The organism is Pseudidiomarina indica (assembly GCF_900104245.1).
Classification (GTDB): domain Bacteria; phylum Pseudomonadota; class Gammaproteobacteria; order Enterobacterales; family Alteromonadaceae; genus Pseudidiomarina; species Pseudidiomarina indica.
Genome location: NZ_FMXN01000001.1, coordinates 206196 through 225421 on the forward strand (window position 1 = coordinate 206196; position 19226 = coordinate 225421).

16 protein-coding genes are annotated in these 19226 nt (G+C 50.1%); 11 read left to right on the forward strand and 5 right to left on the reverse strand.

The features are described 5' to 3' along the window. Window positions 1-4: 4 nt before the first annotated feature. From BLP64_RS00925 to ttcA, 5 genes are all read left to right on the forward strand, one after another. Window positions 5-2443 carry a heavy metal translocating P-type ATPase gene (locus tag BLP64_RS00925; RefSeq protein ID WP_092590794.1) on the forward strand — a complete coding sequence of 813 codons (2439 nt, stop codon included), beginning with the start codon at window positions 5-7 and terminating at the stop codon, window positions 2441-2443. Next, window positions 2443-2649, forward strand: coding sequence for a cbb3-type cytochrome oxidase assembly protein CcoS (gene ccoS / locus BLP64_RS00930; RefSeq protein WP_092590796.1), 207 nt, complete (start codon window positions 2443-2445; stop codon window positions 2647-2649). The genes BLP64_RS00925 and ccoS overlap by 1 nt, the downstream gene beginning before the upstream one ends. Continuing rightward, window positions 2639-3298 carry a sulfite exporter TauE/SafE family protein gene (locus BLP64_RS00935; RefSeq protein WP_233340069.1) on the forward strand — a complete coding sequence of 220 codons (660 nt, stop codon included), beginning with the start codon at window positions 2639-2641 and terminating at the stop codon, window positions 3296-3298. Before ccoS ends, BLP64_RS00935 begins: the two co-directional genes overlap by 11 nt. 69 nt (window positions 3299-3367) lie before the next feature. After that, window positions 3368-4297, forward strand: coding sequence for a universal stress protein UspE (gene uspE, locus BLP64_RS00940; RefSeq protein ID WP_092590798.1), 930 nt, complete (start codon window positions 3368-3370; stop codon window positions 4295-4297). Window positions 4298-4340: 43 nt separating this feature from the next. Next, window positions 4341-5297: a tRNA 2-thiocytidine(32) synthetase TtcA gene (ttcA, locus tag BLP64_RS00945; RefSeq protein WP_092590800.1), complete on the forward strand. Its 957-nt coding sequence runs from the start codon at window positions 4341-4343 to the stop codon at window positions 5295-5297. On the opposite strand, the gene BLP64_RS00950 is transcribed toward ttcA, so the two are convergent. Then, a complete protein-coding gene (locus tag BLP64_RS00950; RefSeq protein ID WP_092590802.1) occupies window positions 5272-6111 on the reverse strand; it encodes a glucosaminidase domain-containing protein in 840 nt (279 codons plus the stop codon). The genes ttcA and BLP64_RS00950 overlap by 26 nt on opposite strands. Further along, on the reverse strand, window positions 6111-6932 hold the full coding sequence (locus tag BLP64_RS00955) for a hypothetical protein (RefSeq protein ID WP_092590804.1): 822 nt from the start codon (window positions 6930-6932) through the stop codon (window positions 6111-6113). The genes BLP64_RS00950 and BLP64_RS00955 overlap by 1 nt, the downstream gene beginning before the upstream one ends. Window positions 6933-7061: 129 nt before the next feature. On the opposite strand from BLP64_RS00955, the gene BLP64_RS00960 reads away from it, so the two are divergent. Genes BLP64_RS00960 through BLP64_RS00980 form a run of 5 tightly spaced genes read left to right on the forward strand, consistent with a single transcriptional unit; the run spans window position 7062 to window position 12028 of the window. Next, window positions 7062-7676: a pseudouridine synthase gene (locus BLP64_RS00960; protein ID WP_092590806.1), complete on the forward strand. Its 615-nt coding sequence runs from the start codon at window positions 7062-7064 to the stop codon at window positions 7674-7676. A 41-nt stretch (window positions 7677-7717) separates the two neighbouring features. Beyond that, window positions 7718-8848: a tRNA 2-thiouridine(34) synthase MnmA gene (mnmA, locus tag BLP64_RS00965; protein ID WP_092590808.1), complete on the forward strand. Its 1131-nt coding sequence runs from the start codon at window positions 7718-7720 to the stop codon at window positions 8846-8848. After that, the gene (gene hflD, locus BLP64_RS00970) at window positions 8845-9507 is read left to right on the forward strand and encodes a high frequency lysogenization protein HflD (RefSeq protein WP_092590810.1); all 663 of its coding nucleotides are present in this window, start codon (window positions 8845-8847) and stop codon (window positions 9505-9507) included. The genes mnmA and hflD overlap by 4 nt, the downstream gene beginning before the upstream one ends. After that, a complete protein-coding gene (purB, locus tag BLP64_RS00975) occupies window positions 9507-10880 on the forward strand; it encodes an adenylosuccinate lyase (protein WP_092591121.1) in 1374 nt (457 codons plus the stop codon). The genes hflD and purB overlap by 1 nt, the downstream gene beginning before the upstream one ends. Then, entirely contained in the window at window positions 10877-12028 is a 1152-nt protein-coding gene (locus tag BLP64_RS00980) for a cupin domain-containing protein (RefSeq protein WP_092590812.1), read from the forward strand. Before purB ends, BLP64_RS00980 begins: the two co-directional genes overlap by 4 nt. On the opposite strand, the gene BLP64_RS00985 is transcribed toward BLP64_RS00980, so the two are convergent. Continuing rightward, window positions 12025-12450: a DUF4826 family protein gene (locus BLP64_RS00985; protein WP_092590814.1), complete on the reverse strand. Its 426-nt coding sequence runs from the start codon at window positions 12448-12450 to the stop codon at window positions 12025-12027. The genes BLP64_RS00980 and BLP64_RS00985 overlap by 4 nt on opposite strands. Window positions 12451-12651: 201 nt before the next feature. Between BLP64_RS00985 and BLP64_RS00990 the strand changes: the two genes are divergently transcribed. Next, complete coding sequence (locus BLP64_RS00990; protein WP_092590816.1) at window positions 12652-13695, forward strand: Glu/Leu/Phe/Val dehydrogenase dimerization domain-containing protein; 1044 nt, start codon at window positions 12652-12654, stop codon at window positions 13693-13695. Here the strand turns inward: BLP64_RS00990 and ydiJ are convergent, their stop codons facing one another. Both ydiJ and ppsA read right to left on the reverse strand, forming a co-directional pair. After that, window positions 13696-16755: a D-2-hydroxyglutarate dehydrogenase YdiJ gene (gene ydiJ / locus BLP64_RS00995; protein ID WP_092590819.1), complete on the reverse strand. Its 3060-nt coding sequence runs from the start codon at window positions 16753-16755 to the stop codon at window positions 13696-13698. A gap of 21 nt (window positions 16756-16776) precedes the next feature. Then, a complete protein-coding gene (gene ppsA / locus BLP64_RS01000) occupies window positions 16777-19188 on the reverse strand; it encodes a phosphoenolpyruvate synthase (protein WP_092590821.1) in 2412 nt (803 codons plus the stop codon). Window positions 19189-19226 lie beyond the last annotated feature (38 nt).

The following is a 19226-nucleotide window of genomic DNA, read 5'->3' on the forward strand; positions in this document are numbered from 1 at the left end:
ACTCATGAGTGCTCCTTTGCCTGCAGTCCCGGCGAACGTCTGTTACCATTGTCTCCAGCCGTTACCCGAGGATGGTGGTTATACCGTTGTTTTAGCTGAACAAGAGGTCCCAGTCTGTTGCTATGGCTGCCAAGCCGTTGCAGAAACCATTGCGCAGCAAAACCTCTTGCACTTCTATCGTTACCGCGACACCAGCAACCCATTGCAAGTGCCCTTGCTGCCTGAAGAATTACAACAACTCACCGCTTACGACGATGAACAGCTGCAACAACAGTTTACCCGTCATGATGAACATGGGCTGCGGAGCATTAATTTATCCGTGGAAGGAATGACCTGTTCTGCGTGTGCCTGGCTGATCGAACAGCATTTGGGACGCGTAGCCGGAGTACGCAAGGTGCAGGTGAATGCAACGACCGAGCGCGTATATATTCAGTGGCAACCGGAGCAGGCCAAACTGAGTGAATTACTACATGCGATGGCAGAACTTGGCTATCGCGCACTGCCCTTTCAGGCGGCCAATCAAGAACAAGAATTTAAACGTCGTCGTCGCTATTTCGTAAAGCGTTTGGGAGTCGCCGGCATTGGTATGATGCAGGTTATGATGATCGCGGTCGGCCTTTATTTTGGCGTGGTCAGTGATCTTACTCCTGATTTACAACAATTTATGTGGTGGGTCAGTTTTTTAATGACGACCCCAGTGCTGTTTTATAGCGCACAACCTTTTTTCGCTAGCGCCATCCGTAGCTTACAAGCTGGCCGTCCGAACATGGATGTGCCCGTTACTTTTGCCCTCATTTCAACCTATGGCGCCAGTGCTTACGCAACCATCATGAACCGTGGTGAGGTTTATTTCGAATCCGTCACCATGTTTACGTTTTTCTTATTGGTTGGGCGTTACTTTGAGCTCCTTGCGCGGCAAAAAGCCGTTGCCGCCGCCTCCAACTCAATCAAGCTACTCCCAGCAGTTGCCCAGCGTGTATTACCGTCGGGTGAACTGGAGTCGGTCTCGGTGAGCCAATTGCAGCTTGGCGATATCGTGCAGGTGTTACCCGGCACCACGGTACCTGCCGATGGTGCCTTACTCAGTGATACCGCCCATGTGAATGAAAGTATTCTGACCGGTGAAAGTCGCCTGATTCAAAAACGACAACAAGAGACAGTATTGGCTGGCAGCGTAAACCAACAACAACCGATTCGGTTGCGGGTCACAGCCACCCAGCAAGAAACGGTCTTGGCGAGTATTATCGAGCTGCAAGATTTGGCCCTGTCACGGAAGCCGAAACTGGCCTTAATGGCAGAAACCATGGCCGATAAATTTGTTTCGCGAATTCTTATGTTGTCGGGGTTAACCTTCCTTATTTGGACCTTTATCGAGCCCAATGAGGCATTTTGGGTTGCGCTTTCTGTATTAGTCGCCACCTGCCCCTGTGCGTTATCGCTAGCGGCGCCAACCGCCGTCACGGGAGCCATCCATAAACTGAATAAATCCGGCATTTTGCTCCGTAACGCGGACATGCTGCAAGTCCTTCCGGACATTAAAACCATATTTGTGGACAAAACCGGCACCTTAACCACCGGTGAATTTAAGTTACAGCAACTCCATTGCTATGCCCATGAGCACATCGATGAGCAAGCTGTGCGAGCCGTGGTGCAGGCCATTGAAAGCTATTCCGAGCATCCCCTCGCTGCGGCCCTCACGCAGCTCACGAAAAAATCAGTAAACGTCACTGAAGTGCAGACTGTCATCGGTTATGGCTTACAAGCGGTTTGGACACCACCGGGGACTGCAGACGCTGAACCTATCCGCGTGGGGAGTTTACGTTTTGTGCGCGAATGGCACCCCCAGTTTCAGCCACAGCTCACCGCGGCCCAAGTCTTCGTGGCAACGCCAGAAACGGTGTTAGCAGAATTGCACGTGGGCGATCGGATTCGCCCGGATACCCCAGCAACCATTGCTGCGTTACAAGCACAAGGCATTGAAGTCATTATGCTCACGGGTGATCGCCAAGATCTCGCCGAGCAAGTGGCACAGGAATTAGCGATTCAGCAAGTGTATGGGGATTTACTCCCCGCGGACAAACTAGCCAAAGTCACCGCCGCCCAAGAACAGGGGCCGGTCGCTATGATTGGCGATGGCTTAAATGATGGCCCTGTGCTGGCCCAAGCCGATGTATCCATTACCTTTGGCCATGCCGCAGACCTTGCCCGAACCGCGGCTGATGTGATTTTGTTACGCAATGAATTCAGTGCCCTCACCCACTGCCGTGATATCACCCTAACCGCCCAGCAAATTCTCAAACAGAACATTCGTTGGGCACTGATCTATAATGTTGGTATTATTCCAGTGGCAATGGCAGGCTTTGTGACCCCTTATATTGCCGCAATCGGGATGTCGTTAAGCTCCCTGATTGTCCTGTTGAATTCATTGAGGCTGTATCGCTAATGGAAAGTTTATATGTGTTAATTCCGATCGCGTTGCTCTTTGTAGCCATCGCGATTGGGGTATTTTTCTTTGCGGTAAAAAGTGATCAGTTTGAAGATCTTGAACGTCAAGGCATGAACATCTTACTTGACGATCAACCTCAGCCGCCGTCAACGCCGCCCAAGGCTACTCCGACCAAAGAGTCGAACACTGATCATGATGCATGATTGGCTTCCTGCATTATTCATGGGGTTAGCCGGCGCAGGTCATTGCCTAATGATGTGCGGTGGCATTGCTGCAGCAGTCACCGGCACCACCCGTCCTTGGCAGGTGGTGGTCTATAACTTAGGACGAATTACCTCCTATGCCATTGCCGGCGCTATCATTGCCGCTACCTTAGGTGGCCTCGCCAACGTAGCGCCTCATGGGCTGATCGTATTACGCATTTTAGCTGCCTTCGTGCTGGTCGCTTTTGGTCTTTACTTAGGCCAATGGTGGTTTGGTCTACGTCATCTGGAGCGATTAGGGCTTCCTTGGTGGCGCAAATTACAACCTTGGGCAGCGCGCTTGCGACAAGGCCAAGTCACCACCCCCGGCTTGTTCTTAGCAGGCATGCTATGGGGCTGGTTGCCCTGCGGTTTAGTTTATAGCGCCCTTAGTTGGGCCGCCCTTTCTGGCTCCGCAACGTCCGGCGCATTCTATATGTTGTTATTTGGGCTCGGCACCTTCCCCGCAATGGTGGGCTTTGGCTGGTTCAGTCGCAGCGTGCAACAATTGCTCCAAGCTCATGGCTTTCGCCAACTCATGGGCGGACTCATGATCCTATACGGGTTATGGACTCTGATCATCGCACTCAAGCAGTTACAGGTGCTATAAGTCACATAGCTGTTTCGCTAAATTTTAGCTAGACTTTAAGTGATTCAAGGGAACAGTGCGAGGTGACAAATGACCCAATTAACTCGAATTCTAGCCGTCCTGGACGCTGACCGGCAGCAGCAAAAAGCGCTTGAACGCGCACTGCAATTAGCACGGATCAGCCATGCTCATGTCACATTTATGGTGTCGATTTACGATTTTTCGTACGAAATGACCACCATGCTGGCCGCTGACGAACGCAACAGCATGCGCGATAGCTTAATTAATGATCGGCGTATTTGGATTGAGGACGTGTTAGAAGGCCATAACATGCGTGATATCCAATACGATATTGTGGTTCGTTGGCATAATCGCCCGTTTGAATCCATTATCGAAACTGCTATTAGCGGTGAGTATGATCTCATTATTAAAGCCACCCATGAACGCGAAGGGTTAGCGGCGTTATTATTTACCCCCACGGATTGGCATTTATTACGTAAAGCGCCCTGCTACGTGCTGCTTGTTAAAGAAAGTCATTGGCCAGAGCATGGTCAGATTTTGGCCGGCATTCATACCACAGGCGAACACGAACACCATCGCTCGTTAAACCATCGAGTGACAGAAGCAGCGTTTTTATTAGCGCGGTACATGAATACCACTCCCCATTTGGTGAACGCATTCCCCGGCGCTCCGGTCACTATTGCAGCAGAAATACCAGAATTTGATACCACTAACTATCGGGGCAGTATTGCCGAAAGCCATCAACAAGCCCTGCAAGAGCATGCGCAGCATTATCAAATTCCTTCCTCGCAGCTTCATGTTCTTGAAGGGTTGCCTGAACAAGTGATTCCACGTTTAGCCGAGGATCTCAACGCGGGGATGGTGGTGTTAGGTACCATTGGTCGCACTGGCTTTTCCGCGGCGCTATTAGGCAATACCGCAGAACATGTGTTAGACGCAATAAATTGTGACGTGTTAGCAGTAAAACCTGAGGGATTTGTGTCGCCAATTAAGGTATAATCGCCGCCATTTTTTGGTCAACAGCTGTGACAACAGAGGGTTCATGAGTATCGAAATCAGCGCGACACAAGCCAAAAAGCAACAGTACAACTTTAACAAGTTGCAGAAACGTATTCGTCGTTCGGTCGGAGAAGCCATCCAGCATTATCAAATGATTGAGGATGGCGATAAAGTGATGGTGTGTTTATCAGGCGGGAAAGACAGTTATACCCTGCTTGATGTGTTGCGTTACTTCCAGCGCATCGCGCCGATTCGCTTTGAACTGGTGGCGGTCAACTTAGATCAGAAGCAACCGGGGTTTCCCGAGCATATCTTACCCGAGTATTTGACAGCTGAAGGGGTCGACTTCCGTATTATCGAGGAAGACACCTATAGTATTGTGAAAGAAAAAGTCCCAGCAGGCAAAACCACCTGCTCCTTGTGTTCACGGTTGCGGCGTGGGATTTTATATCGGGTCGCCAGCGAACTGGGCGCCACTAAAATTGCTCTAGGCCATCACCGTGATGACTTGCTTGAAACCTTAATGCTGAACATGTTCTACGGGGGCAAGATGAAATCTATGCCGCCCAAACTAGTCAGTGATAATGGCAAGCATGTGGTCATTCGCCCGCTCGTTTACTGTCGCGAAAAAGACATCGCAAAATATTCAGAACACATGCAATTTCCGATTATTCCCTGCAACTTATGTGGGTCACAGGAAAACCTTCAACGTCAGACCATCAAAGCCATGTTGCAACAATGGGATCGACAATTCCCGGGCCGTATTGAAAGCATGTTTAGCGCACTGCGCGACGTGGTGCCTTCTCATTTGGCCGATCCAGAATTGTTTGATTTCAAAACTATTCAAGCAACCGGCGAAAGCAATCCCGATGGCGACCAAGCGTTTGATCACAGCACGCCTACTGAGTTCTTAAATTATCGGGATGAAGACGATGAGGATGAAGCCGATGGCAATGCCACCGGCAAGCATGGGGTTATTCGGGTGCTGAATCTGAGTTAGGTGGCTGTAACATATCCACAATGATGGGGCGATTCACACGGATCATTAAATTTAATTCATTCATGTAATCTTCGCCCCGTTCTGAATAGCTTAATAATCCAGGCGTCAGATCGAGTGCCCGTAACTCTTTGTTTGAGGCTCGTTGGGCTTCACGTAATCGACGCAACTCAAAATAAGCCGGATGGGTATTGATATTGCGCAAATAGCTCCGCACCGAAGCATTTACCGAAGCAAACTTGCGCACTTCGTGCGTCATCCCTTCCACTCGCGCATCAGGAACCAAGCCACAGCCCTTCGAAAAACACCATTGCCCGAAAAAGTTAAGGCCTTCACGGGCAAAACGTGACGTCCCCCACCCGGATTCATTCGCCGCCTGCACTAATACCAAGGTAACCGGCACCACATCAATGCGGCGTAGTAATACGGTAAAGGTACCCGCCATATTGTTGCGATCCAAGTCAACCTGATAGCGTTGTGCAATGGTTTGGAATTGTTTTCTTTGTTTCGGAGTCAGCGACTCACCTTTCTGGATTTTATCCTGAATGAACAACACATAACGCCGTTCCAATTCAATAATGGAGTTTTCCACCTGCACCAATGGCGCTAAAAAACGAAAGAACGCTTCTTTTTTCTCACGAACGTCGGTATAAATCGAGAAATCGGGAACGTCTGTCACCAGCGGCACCTGAGGCACCTCCCAGGATACCTGCGCCGTGGTATCGGTTAACTCCAACTCCGGTTGATGAACCCGAGTCGGTAACCAAACCGCGAGCCCTACTAACAGTAGGGCCAATAGCCAGACTAACCAACGCATTAACGAACACCCTCAGTTTGCAATGCCGGATGTTCTGCGATGGTGCTTCCCACCAGCGCGTGGTAAATAACGGCAATTAGGTTCGCCATCATCGGCAACGTGAAAATCAGCCCCAACCCTAGTGGAATCACACTGATCAGAATAATAATGAACATGAGGATCATCAGCATTAATACCGGAAACATGGCTTTGTTCACGATAATGAATGAGCCAAATACTGCCTGCTTAACACCCAATCGGCGATCAAGAATCAACGGAATCGCTAAAATAAGGCTCAGTTGGATATATCCCCCAAAGCCCACCAACAACGCCATGGCCAAGGTGGTGTTAAGGAAGAACAACCACGACAACAGTACGCCGCTTACCAGTATCATCACCATTTTAACGAGCAGTAATAACACCAGTGATTTCCATTGTGCCAACCCAGCACGTAACAGCGCCATGTTTGGTTTATGATTCGCTACGTTTGCCAGGGCCACCATGATAAATAACGCGGTAAAGGGAGCCATGATGAGCTCATTCAATAGCGTCACTGTGATCATCGAGCCGATCATGTTGCTTTCCATGATCAGTGCCGCTTGCTGCTCAGGTGTCAGATCAGTCGAGTAAGTTGGTATAAAAACAGCATATATTTCCTGCAGCACGAAACTCAACGCAACTACACCAATAAATAGACCGATCATCCACAACAAAATTCGTGGGGTAATATCCCATGCATGTTTTAGCAGCGGCCCCACGTTAATTTTGATGTCCCCTTTCAATGCTCGGGAAAAGTCCCCGGCTGGCAGTTCCTGTACCTTCTGATTCAAATTATTCGACACAATCGCGTCTCCTTTAATAATAGTTATCTGCGGGATTATAAATCACAGTGGGCAAGACTACCAATGCGATTCACCCGATGATATGCGATACTAGTAAGCTTAACTCACTGATTCATTGGAGCTATCGTGATGTCACAACGTCCCTTTCGTCATTCCTTTCAAGGTCGTCGGTCACAATCACGCCCGCGCCCTGCCCAGCCACGACTGATTGCCTTGAATAAACCCTTTGGGGTATTAAGCCAATTCACCGGCTCGGCCGATGAGCGAACCCTGAAAGAATGGATTCAGGAACCGAATTTTTATCCAGCCGGTCGACTCGATAAGGATAGTGAAGGGTTATTGCTATTAACCAATGACGGTGTGTTACAGCATCGTATCAGTCATCCCAGCCAACAGATGGAGAAAACCTATTGGGCACAGGTGGAAGGCACCCCCTCCAGCGCCGCTCTCGAAGCCCTACGCCAAGGCGTTGAACTCAAGGATGGCATGACTCTGCCGGCCACCGTGCAGGTGATTGAAGAACCCCTTGGGTTATGGACACGCGTCCCTCCAGTTCGAGAACGAAAAACCGTGCCTGACAGCTGGCTGCAATTAACCATTACCGAAGGTCGTAATCGTCAAGTGCGTCGCATGACGGCGGCCGTGGGCTTACCGACTCTTCGACTCATTCGCGCAAGCATTGGTCCATGGAAGTTGGAGGACTTACAGCCAGGTGAGTGGCGCGAGCTCTCCCCCTTGTGGTAAAATTAGCCGCTATGTTCCTCGTCTTTCGTTAAGTGAAGTAAATGACTCAACAACAACACAACCCCGCATCAAAAAAAGTCATTGTCGGCATGTCCGGCGGTGTGGATTCGTCCGTTTCAGCCTACCTGTTGCTGCAGCAAGGGTATCAGGTTGAAGGGTTGTTTATGAAAAATTGGGAAGAAGACGACTCCGATGAATACTGTGCTGCTGCCAGTGACTTAGCAGATGCCGAGGCAGTCTGTGAAAAGCTTGGTATTCCACTGCATACGGTGAATTTTGCCGCCGAGTATTGGGACAACGTGTTCGAGTATTTCCTGGCAGAATATCGGGCTGGGCGTACCCCAAACCCTGATATTATGTGCAATAAAGAAATTAAATTTAAAGCCTTTCTTGAGTTTGCAGCCGTTGCGTTAGGGGCCGATTATATTGCCACCGGACACTATGTGCGCCGTCGCGAACAGCAGGGGCAATTTCAGCTGTTGCGTGGTGTTGATAGCAATAAAGACCAAAGCTATTTTCTCTACACTCTCGCTCATTCTCACGTGGCGCAAACCTTGTTCCCGGTGGGTGAGCTCGAAAAGCCCGAAGTTCGTAAAATTGCGGAACAGCAAGGTTTTGTCACCGCAGATAAAAAGGACTCCACGGGCATTTGCTTTATTGGTGAGCGCAAATTCAAAGATTTCTTACAGCGGTACTTGCCGGCTCAACCGGGTCCGATTCACTCTGTGGATGGGGTTGAACTCGGCCGTCATGAAGGCTTGATGTACCACACTCTAGGGCAACGTAAAGGCTTGCATATTGGCGGTTTAGCGGACGCTGGCGATGAACCATGGTATGTGGTTGATAAAGATGTTGCGAACAATATTCTGATTGTTGCCCAAGGCAAACATCATCCCCGCTTGTATTCGAATGGATTGATTGCGGGGCAATTGCATTGGGTGAATCGTCAAGCCATCACTGAGCCTTTCCAGTGCACCGTTAAAACCCGTTACCGTCAGGAAGACATTCCCTGTACGGTCACCCCACTAGCGGATGGCCGCGTACAGGTTGAGTTTGAGCAACCCGTAGCTGCGGTAACCCCAGGGCAATCAGCGGTCTTTTATCAAGCCGAGGAGTGCTTAGGCGGTGGCATCATCGAACAGCGCCTTACCGACCAGGAAGTGTTGTTATGAGCGCCCGCCCGTTAGCGGACGTTTGGCAAGAGCGCATGATCGCTCTTGGCGCCACCGTGCAAGCCGCCGCGGTGGTGAAGCAAGTGGCGCGGTTAGGTTTGGTGCGTGAACCAGCCACCAGTAACGTATTATTGGCTAGCGTGCTTGAGCTGAATCCAGCCAGTGTGGATGCCATGTACCCGAACCGCGAAGAGTTGCGATTCGGCTTAGAAAATCTTTTATTGCAAGTTGGCCCATCGAAAAATAAAGATATGGAAGTCACCCGCTATGTGGTTGGGATCCTCGCGTTAGAGCGCCGACTTAGTCGTTCTGCATCTCAGATGCAGCAACTCGGCCAGCGTTTGCAACAACTGCATCGGCAGAAATATCAATTTAACTTTGCCGATGACACCATCGTTGCCACCATGGCCGGTATCTATAGTGATCTTATTTCACCCTTAGCCAAACCCCTTAAAATTAACGGCCACCCAGCAATTCTGCAGCAACCGAGTCAACAGAATTTAATCCGCGCCCTGCTCTTAAGTGGGGTTCGTAATGCCGTGTTATGGCGTCAACTGGGCGGTCGCCGCCGCCATTTTATTTGGTACCAAAGTCGTATCGTGCGTACCGTTCAACAACTATTAAAAGAATTACCTCTGCCTTCGGAGCCTTTATCATGATGAATCTTTCTGCCTTAACCGCCCTTTCTCCTGTCGATGGACGTTATGGGAGCAAAGCAGCCGCATTACGCCCCATGTTTAGTGAATACGGCCTTATTCGGAATCGGGTGATTGTTGAGATTCGTTGGTTGCAGCTGTTAGCACAAGTTCCTGAAATCAAGGAAGTCCCTCCGTTATCAGAGGCTGCGGTGCAATTCCTTGACGCGATCATTGATAATTTTTCAGAGCAAGACGCACAGCGGGTTAAAACCATTGAGCAAACCACCAACCATGATGTGAAAGCCGTCGAGTACTTTCTCAAAGAACGGGTTGCCGACCATGCTGAACTGCACCAAGTGAGTGAGTTTATTCACTTTGCCTGTACCTCAGAAGATATCAACAACCTGTCCCACGCGCTGATGCTTCGTGATGCATTGGATAACGTCATGGTGCCTACCATGCGCGAACTGAGTGACGCGATTAAAGCCTTAGCTAAGAGTCACAAAACGGTGCCGATGATGGCGCGGACGCACGGGCAGCCGGCGACACCGACCACGCTAGGGAAAGAAATGGCGAACGTTTATGTGCGCCTGCAACGCCAGCTGGAGCAACTGCAAGCGATTCCTTTATTAGGCAAAATCAATGGCGCGGTCGGCAACTACAACGCGCATTTAGCCGCATACCCTGAAGTCGACTGGCATCAACTTGCACAACAGTTTGTCACCTCACTCGGGTTAACCTGGAATGCTTATACCACCCAGATTGAACCCCATGATTACATTGCTGAATTGTTTGACGCCGTCGCGCGCTTCAATACCATCGTGATTGATTTTAACCGTGACGTATGGGGTTATATTGCGCTCAACCACTTTAAACAACGGACGGTGGCCGGCGAAGTGGGCTCTTCCACCATGCCACATAAAGTGAACCCAATTGATTTCGAAAACTCTGAGGGCAACTTAGGATTGGCCAACGCGATCATGGCCCACCTTGCACAAAAGCTTCCCATCAGCCGCTGGCAGCGTGATTTAACCGACTCCACCGTGCTACGGAACTTAGGCGTTGGCTTTGCTTATGCACTCATTGCCTATCAAGCCACCTTAAAAGGAATTAGCAAGCTGGAAGTGAACGAAGAAAACCTGTTGCAGGAACTGGATAGCAATTGGGAACTGTTGGCCGAGCCAGTACAAACCGTAATGCGGCGTTACGGCATTGAACAGCCGTACGAAAAGCTGAAAGAATTAACCCGCGGTAAGCGCGTGGACCAAGCGGCAATGGCTGACTTCATTCAAGGGTTAGAGCTCCCTGCCGAAGCCAAAGAACGCCTATTAGCACTCACTCCGGCTGCTTATATTGGCCGTGCGATTGCCTTTGTGGATGAGCTAGACGCATGAGTTTAACCCTGAACCTTGATCAGAAAGAATTTCTCGAACAAGCGTGGCAACAACAGCCACGCTTAATTCGTGGTGCTTTCCCGCAGTTTACCGATTTAATTGAACCAGAAATTTTGGCCGGACTCGCCTTGGAACAGGAAGTCGATTCACGGGTAATCATTCAACGAGCAGATGGCTGGGATGTTCATCACGGTCCGTTTGAGTCCTATGAAGAATTCGGTGAAAGCGGCTGGACCTTATTGGTGCAATCGGTGAATGAATGGCTGCCCGAAGTCCAACAATTGCTCGCCCCTTTCCGCTTTCTACCCGATTGGCGACTCGATGATGTGATGATCAGTTTCGCCACCGAAGATGGCGGGGTCGGTCCTCACTTGGATCAGTATGATGTGTTTATCATTCAAGGGTTGGGCCGTCGCCATTGGCAAGTGGGTGCTCGTCTTCCCCAAGCCGAAGAGCATTGCCCGCACCCTGATTTGAAACAGCTGGTCGAACCTTTTGAGGCCATCATTGATGCCGTGCTCGAGCCGGGTGATATGCTTTATATCCCTGCTGGCTGTCCTCATAACGGGGTTGCGCTCGAGCCAAGCTTAAACTATTCGGTCGGCTTCCGCGCCCCGAATATGGCCGAGCTTGGAGCCGCCGTGGCAGATATGCTCAGCCATACAGAATCAACGCCACTGCCCCGCTTTCGTGATGCCCGACAAAACGATTACGGCCCAGCGTATCAGGTCAGCACCTCCCAGTTAACTCAATTGCGTTCATTTTTACTGGAAACCTGGCAGGCCCATGAATTGGACCACGCCTTGCTGCTGGTCTTGTCGCAGAGCAAGCGGCCGTTACCGACCTTGCTGGACCCGATTCATCCTGAAGAATTACAGCACTACCTCGAACACGAGCCAGAGCTCTTGCTGGCGCGCGTGCCAGGGGCCCGTATCTTGCTGAATCCGGCGCAAACTCGATTGTACGCGAACGCTGAAGATTGGCCGCTGAATGAAGAGTTACTTGCGGTGGCACAGTGGTTCGGGGAAATGTGGGAGCCCACGCCATTGCATGCGCAAGCTTCCCTGTTGCAATCGAACGCAGCCCAGCAACTTTGCTGTGATTTAATTAATTGTGGGGTATTAGAAGTGTATCAACAGCACGATTAAGCGTGCTGTTGTTCCCATAATTCCTCCTGCTCAGCAAGCTCATATAGGCCTTCTGCCCGACCAATCAAATACTGGGCTTGCTGGCGAAGTTGTGCTGTTCCCTGTTCTGCTTGCAAGATAGTTTCAGCTTTCATTTGCCAGCGCAGCGCAAAATAACGCACCGCTTCGCGGGCATCTTTAGCGGCACTCTCTTCGACCATATCCATCGGGACATCGCCATTAATAACCCAGACTGGGCCTTTTTTACCTTGCGTGGTAAATTTCCACACCGCCATATACGGAATCAAGTATCGGCTTTCCCGCATAATGATTTTATCGGTAATAAAACCTAGCTGTGCTAAATACTTGTTGGCCAGTTCAAAATGTTCCCGCACCCAGGCTGATGCTTGTTCTTCTGTAAGTTCCGTTGATTGTTCTGTCATGATGACTTCTCGCTAATGACGTCTGTTAGTTTTGTTTTATAGTACTGCTTTCAAAAGCAAACGCAATGCTTTTACAGGCTGTAAACCTAGCTTGCAACAGTTAACGTAAACGTTAACAGTTTATTTGGTTGAATCACTAGCGAAAAACACGCTGAAATGATAATGTTCGCGCAATTTTTAGGATGAACGAGGAATACCTGAATGTCTTTATTCGAACACAACGAGTTCGACCAGCACGAACAAATCGTGTTTTGTCACGACAAAGAAACTGGTTTAAAAGCAATTATCGCCATCCATGATACGACGCTTGGCCCATCCTTGGGCGGTACGCGCATGTGGAATTACAGCTCCTCTGCTGAGGCATTGACTGACGTGCTTCGCTTATCAAAAGGCATGACCTACAAAAGCGCCCTTGCCGGGCTGCCATTAGGCGGTGGTAAAGCGGTGATCATCGGGGACGCAAAAACCATGAAAACCCCTGAGTTACTCCGTGCCTACGGCCGTTTTGTGAACTCACTCAGTGGCCGTTATATTACCGCGGAAGACGTCAACATCCGCACCACGGACATCGCCCACATTGCTGAAGAAACCAGCTATGTTGCTGGGACTGCTGAAAAAGCAGGTGACCCTTCTCCGCATACGGCCCTGGGAACCTATTTAGGTTTGAAAGCAGCTGCCAAGCACAAATTTGGCAGTGATAATCTGAATGGGTTGAAAATTGCAATTCAAGGGTTAGGCTCGGTTGGTTATGATTTCGCCAAACACTGCCACGCAGAAGGCGCACAGTTATTTGTGACTGACATCAATGAAGAAGCGTGCCAACGTGCAGCGACTGAATTGAACGCCACAGTAGTAGGCTTGGATGAAATTTACGGACTGGACGTGGATGTGTATTCACCTTGTGCCTTAGGTGCTACCATCAATGATGACACCATTGCCCAACTCAAAGCCAAGGTGATTGCAGGCAGTGCCAACAACCAGTTAGCCACCCCTGCCCACGACAAAATTGTCATGGATAAAGGCATTTTATACACCCCGGATTATGTCATTAACGCGGGCGGTGTTATCCATGTGTGTAGTGAAGCGACCAACATGAGCTTAGCGGAAACCGAGCAACGTGTTCGTAGTATCTACGACACCTTGGATCAAATTTTCACCCGTTCTGCAGCAGAGCAACGCCCTACCGGTGAAATTGCTGACGAATTGGCTCGTGAAATTATTGCGAAGGCAAAAACTGCACGTTAATTACGTGCGGTTCTCTGCTAACCATTGCAGCGGGTGTAATGCCCGCTGTTCTGAACTGAGTCGCGCCACTTGCGAGCGACAAGAAAATCCCGTCACCAACGAAATTGCTTCCCGCTCAACCTTATTTTTCCAACTCATGGCATACAGCTGACGACTTTGGGTTTGATGCTCCTGTTCATGCCCATAGGTGCCGGCCATGCCACAACACCCTGTTTGCTCTAATTGCACTGGGATTTTCCAATAAGCAAAGATGTCTTGCCAGGTTTGTGCCGCTGCGGGCCGTTGTGTTTGCTCGGTACAATGAGTGAATAATTGCAACGGTTGCGCTGGGATCCTTAACGCCATACGGGCTGCCCGCTCGGGGAGTACCTTGACTAACCATTCCTGACTCAATTGGACTTGGTAGTCCAAGGGGCCATCCACATAGTCACGATATTCATCCTGCAGACAGAAGGTCGTTGATGCATCCAACCCAACCAGCGGCAATCCAAGCTGTGCGAGCTGATTTAGCTCTTGAGCCACACGCGTTGCGGTGGCTTTAAACTCGCCTAGAAATCCTTTTACATGCAAGCCTTTGCCGTTGCCAAGATAACGCAACAATACCGGCTCATACCCCAAGCGCTTGGCGACGATCCCAAAAGCTTCCACCACCTCTGCATCATAAAAACTGGTAAAAGGATCTTGCACAATCACGACCATCGACTGCCGTTGTTCTGGTGTCAGTTGCTGCAATTGCTCCACCGACAGGTGGGGCCATTGGTGTCGTTGCCAACGTTGATGAACGGCCGGAACCGACAATCGAGGCGCATCGTGATAACCAATCCCCCGACTGATGAACCACTGGCTCACTGGGTTATGACTGAGTCCGTTACTCAAGCGCGGCAGTTTTGCCAAATACGGAGCTAACCATTCTATGTGCTTGACCAGGTAATCTTTTACAGGACGCCGATAGCGTTGATGGTACCACGCTAAAAATCGGGAACGAAACCGCGGCACATCCACTTTTACCGGACATTGACTGGCACAGGCTTTACAGGCCAAGCAGGTATCCATGGCGGCTTTCACTTCATGGTTAAAATCATCGCTGACGGCGTTCGGCGACTGTTGTAACCAGCGTTGAGCAGATTGTTTCGGTAAAGTCTCAACGGGCACTCCGTGTACTTGGCTTAATCGTAGCCATTCTCGCAACAATGTCGCACGCCCTTTCGGCGATTGACGCCGATCGCCGCTGACTTTGTAGGACGGACACATGGCTGAATCCCGTTCATAGTTAAAACACAGGCCGTTGCCGTTACAATCCATGGCTGATTGATAGCTGGTGCGAACATGAAGCGGAATCTGCCGATCAAAATAGCCACGCTTGATGGCATCCACCGACACCAGTTGCACTTGGCTTTGCCACGGTGTACAAATTTTTCCAGGGTTCAACCGGTTATCAGGATCAAACACGGCTTTAATTTTTTGCAGTTCGGCATACAGTTGCTCACCAAAAAACTGCGGGGCATATTCAGACCGGTAGCCTTTGCCATGTTCTCCCCACATGAGTCCGCCATATTTGGCCGTGAGTGCTGCCACTTGGTCGCTGATAATTCGCAGTAAGCGCTCATCATCGGGCTCCGTCATATCCAACGCTGGGCGGACATGGAGTACGCCCGCATCCACATGCCCAAACATGCCATAATGCAAGCCATGCTCATCCAATAGCGCTCGAAACTCGGCAATAAAGGCGGCCAAATGTTCGGGCGGAACCGCCGTATCTTCGGCAAATGCGATGGGTTTGCGCCGTCCTTTCGTCGCTCCTAATAAGCCGACTGATTTCTTGCGCATGGCATAAATGGTGCTAATGCTCGCTGCATCGGAGCATATTTGATAACCAATGACCCCACTCTGTGGATCTGCGTTTATAACATGATCAAGAGTGTCACACAGTCTGTCCACTTTCTGCTCAAGCTCTTGGGAGTCCAGCGCCGTAAACTCGACCATATTAATGCCCTTCATCGGGCGCTCAGGCACGTCTTGTAACTGTTCCGCGACCTGATGCCAAATAATATCTTGGCGGGCTAACTCCAACACATGGCTATCAATGGTTTCCACCGAGGTCGCCTGCGCTTTTACCAAGGCTGGCGCGTGCCGTAAGGCGGCAAAAAAGTCATCGTACTTCACGTTGACTAATACCTTATGGGCGGGAATTTTGGTTAGATTTAATTTTGCTTCACAAACAAAGGCTAAGGTTCCTTCCGAGCCCGCCAGCAAACGAGATAAATCGATGGTATCGGCATCGGGATCATAGCAATGCTTTAAATCGTAGCCGGTTAAGAATCGATTGAGTGGTGGGAATTTCGCTACAATGGCCTCTCGACAGCCCACACAGGTCGCCAACACTTGCCGATAGATGGCTGCAGTCAGGCTCTCTCCTTGTGCCAAGCGTTCAGCTTCACGGCGCGGGATTGGTCGGGCGTGCAACAGCTCACCGTTATAAAGCACCGCCGTCAGCTCCAGTAAATGATCACTGGTTTTACCATACACTAACGACCCTTGCCCGGATGCGTCCGTATTGATCATGCCACCAATTGTGGCTCGATTACTGGTCGATAAATCAGGCGAGAAAAACAAACCATGGGGGCGTACCGCGTCATTTAACGCATCTTTCACCACGCCAGCTTGGCAATGCACCCATTGCTCCCCTGCGTTTACCGCTATGATTTGTTGGAAATGACGGCTCAGATCGATGACCACGCCTTGGGTCAAAGATTGGCCATTGGTGCCCGTACCGCCGCCTCGAGGGCTAAAGGTTACGCTGCGGTAGTCACCCGATTGCGCAAGTCGTAAGGCTTGTTGCAAGGCCGCTACGGTTCTTGGATAAAGCACCGCCTGCGGCATTTGTTGATAGACGCTGTTATCGGTGGCAGCCACCAAACGACCGCTGTAGGAATCATCAATTTCCCCATCAAACTGCTGCTGACTAAGGGAATGCAGGTAGCGCTTGGTGACTGAGTCTAGGTTGAATTCACGACGCTCATGGGCTGAAAAAACAGGTAATTCAAAATTTTTTAGCGACATAAAGCGTCGTGTCCTCATTCCTTAATGATATTGTTTTGCTAAATACAACCAAGTTTCCACAACGGTATCTGGGTTCAGCGACACCGAATCAATGCCTTCATCGACCAGCCAAGCTGCAAAATCAGCATGATCGGACGGACCTTGACCACAAATACCGACATATTTGCCACGCTTCTTCGCCGCTTGAATGGCCATCGATAACATGGCTTTCACTGCGTCGTTGCGCTCGTCAAATAAATGGGCAATAACTCCAGAATCTCGGTCTAAACCTAAGGTTAATTGCGTTAAGTCATTGGAACCAATTGAAAACCCGTCAAAGATATCAAGGAATTGATCAGCCAATAATGCGTTCGATGGCAGTTCACACATCATAATGACGCGTAAGCCATTTTCACCTTGCACCAGCCCGCGCTCAGCCAGCAATTCGATGACTTTGCGCCCTTCTTCTAAGGTGCGAACGAACGGAATCATGACTTCGACGTTGGTCAGCCCCATTTCATCACGAACACGCTTAATCGCTTCACATTCCATGGCAAAACATTCACGGAAATCTTCAGAAACATAACGTGCTGCGCCACGGAAACCTAACATTGGGTTTTCTTCGTAAGGCTCGTACTGACGTCCGCCCACTAAGTTTGCGTACTCGTTGGATTTAAAGTCTGACATCCGCACAATCACTCGTTCAGGAGCAAATGCGGCTGCTAAGGTGGCAATCCCTTCGGTTAACTTGGCGACATAGAACTCACGTGGGTTAGCATAACCCGCCATTAACGTGCGGATTTGTTGCTGCAATTCCGCGGGTTGCTCGTCAAAATTCAAGAGTGCTTTTGGATGCACCCCAATCATGCGGTTGATGACGAACTCGATGCGCGCCAAACCGACCCCAGCGTGGGGCAACTGCGCAAAGTCAAACGCGCGGTCTGGGTTACCGACGTTCATCATAATCTTTAATGGCAATTCTGGCATGGTGTCGACATCCGAGGTAGTAATTTCGTACTCCAGTTCCCCTTCGTAGATGTACCCTGTATCTCCTTCCGCACACGACACTGTGATGGTGCTGCCAGCGGTAATTTTATCCGTGGCATCCCCACAACCCACCACCGCTGGAATTCCTAATTCACGGGCAATAATGGCCGCGTGACAGGTACGCCCACCACGGTTGGTGACAATGGCTGATGCCCGTTTCATGATCGGTTCCCAATCCGGATCCGTCATGTCGGTCACCAACACATCGCCCGGTTGCACCTGATCCATTTCGCTAATGCTACTGAGCACGCGGGCCACACCGGTACCAATTTTCTGACCAATGGCGCGTCCTTCAACCACCACTTGGCTTTTGTCTTTTAACGCATAACGTTCTAGAGCTTGGCCAGTCCGATTCGATTGCACCGTTTCAGGGCGTGCTTGAACAATGTATAGCTTGCCATCGATTCCGTCTTTCGCCCATTCAATATCCATTGGACGACCGTAATGCTGCTCAATAATAACCGCTTGACGCGCTAAGGCTTCCACTTCTTCATCAGTCAGTGAGAACTGCTGCGTCAATTCAGCGGGGGTATCAACAATCAACGTCTGCTTGCCATGCTCAGTTACATCTGAGTAGATCATTTGGATCTTCTTGCTCCCCAAATTACGGCGCAGAACGGCAGGACGATTTGCCGCTAAGGTTGGCTTGTGCACATAAAACTCATCAGGGTTTACGGCCCCCTGCACCACCATTTCACCGAGACCGTACGACGAGGTGATAAACACCACCTGATCAAAACCCGATTCAGTGTCGATCGAGAACATGACGCCTGAAGCGGCAATGTCGCTGCGCACCATCCGTTGAATACCGGCTGACAATGCCACGCCACGATGGTCATAGCCTTGGTGAACGCGATACGAAATGGCACGATCATTAAACAAGGAAGCAAACACATGCTTAATAGCTTCCATGATGGCATCAATGCCACGGACGTTTAAGAAGGTTTCTTGCTGGCCGGCAAAAGATGCGTCAGGCATGTCTTCGGCCGTCGCGGAACTACGCACCGCAAAACTCACCTCGTGGTTACCGCCACTCAGCTTTGCATAGGCATCGTGAATGGCTTGCTCAAGTTGCGGCTGGAATGGGGTTTCAATCACCCATTGGCGAATCTGCTGGCCGGCTTGCGTCAACGCTTGGATATTGTTGGTATCCAAGGTATCCAAAATACTGTGAATGCGCTCGTTTAGGCCACTTTGCTCTAAAAATTCATTAAATGCTTCTGCCGTGGTGGCAAAGCCGTTAGGAACTTCAACTCCAGCGCCAGCCAAATGGCTAATCATTTCACCTAATGAGGCGTTTTTACCGCCTACTCGGCCGACGTCATTCATCCCTAATTGATCATACCAAAGTATGTAGTCGTGTCTGTTATTTTGCACGTTGTTTTCCTCGTGGAGTTTTAGCTTCATACAGTCGAATCACCTCGACTGCCCGAAATTGATATTAT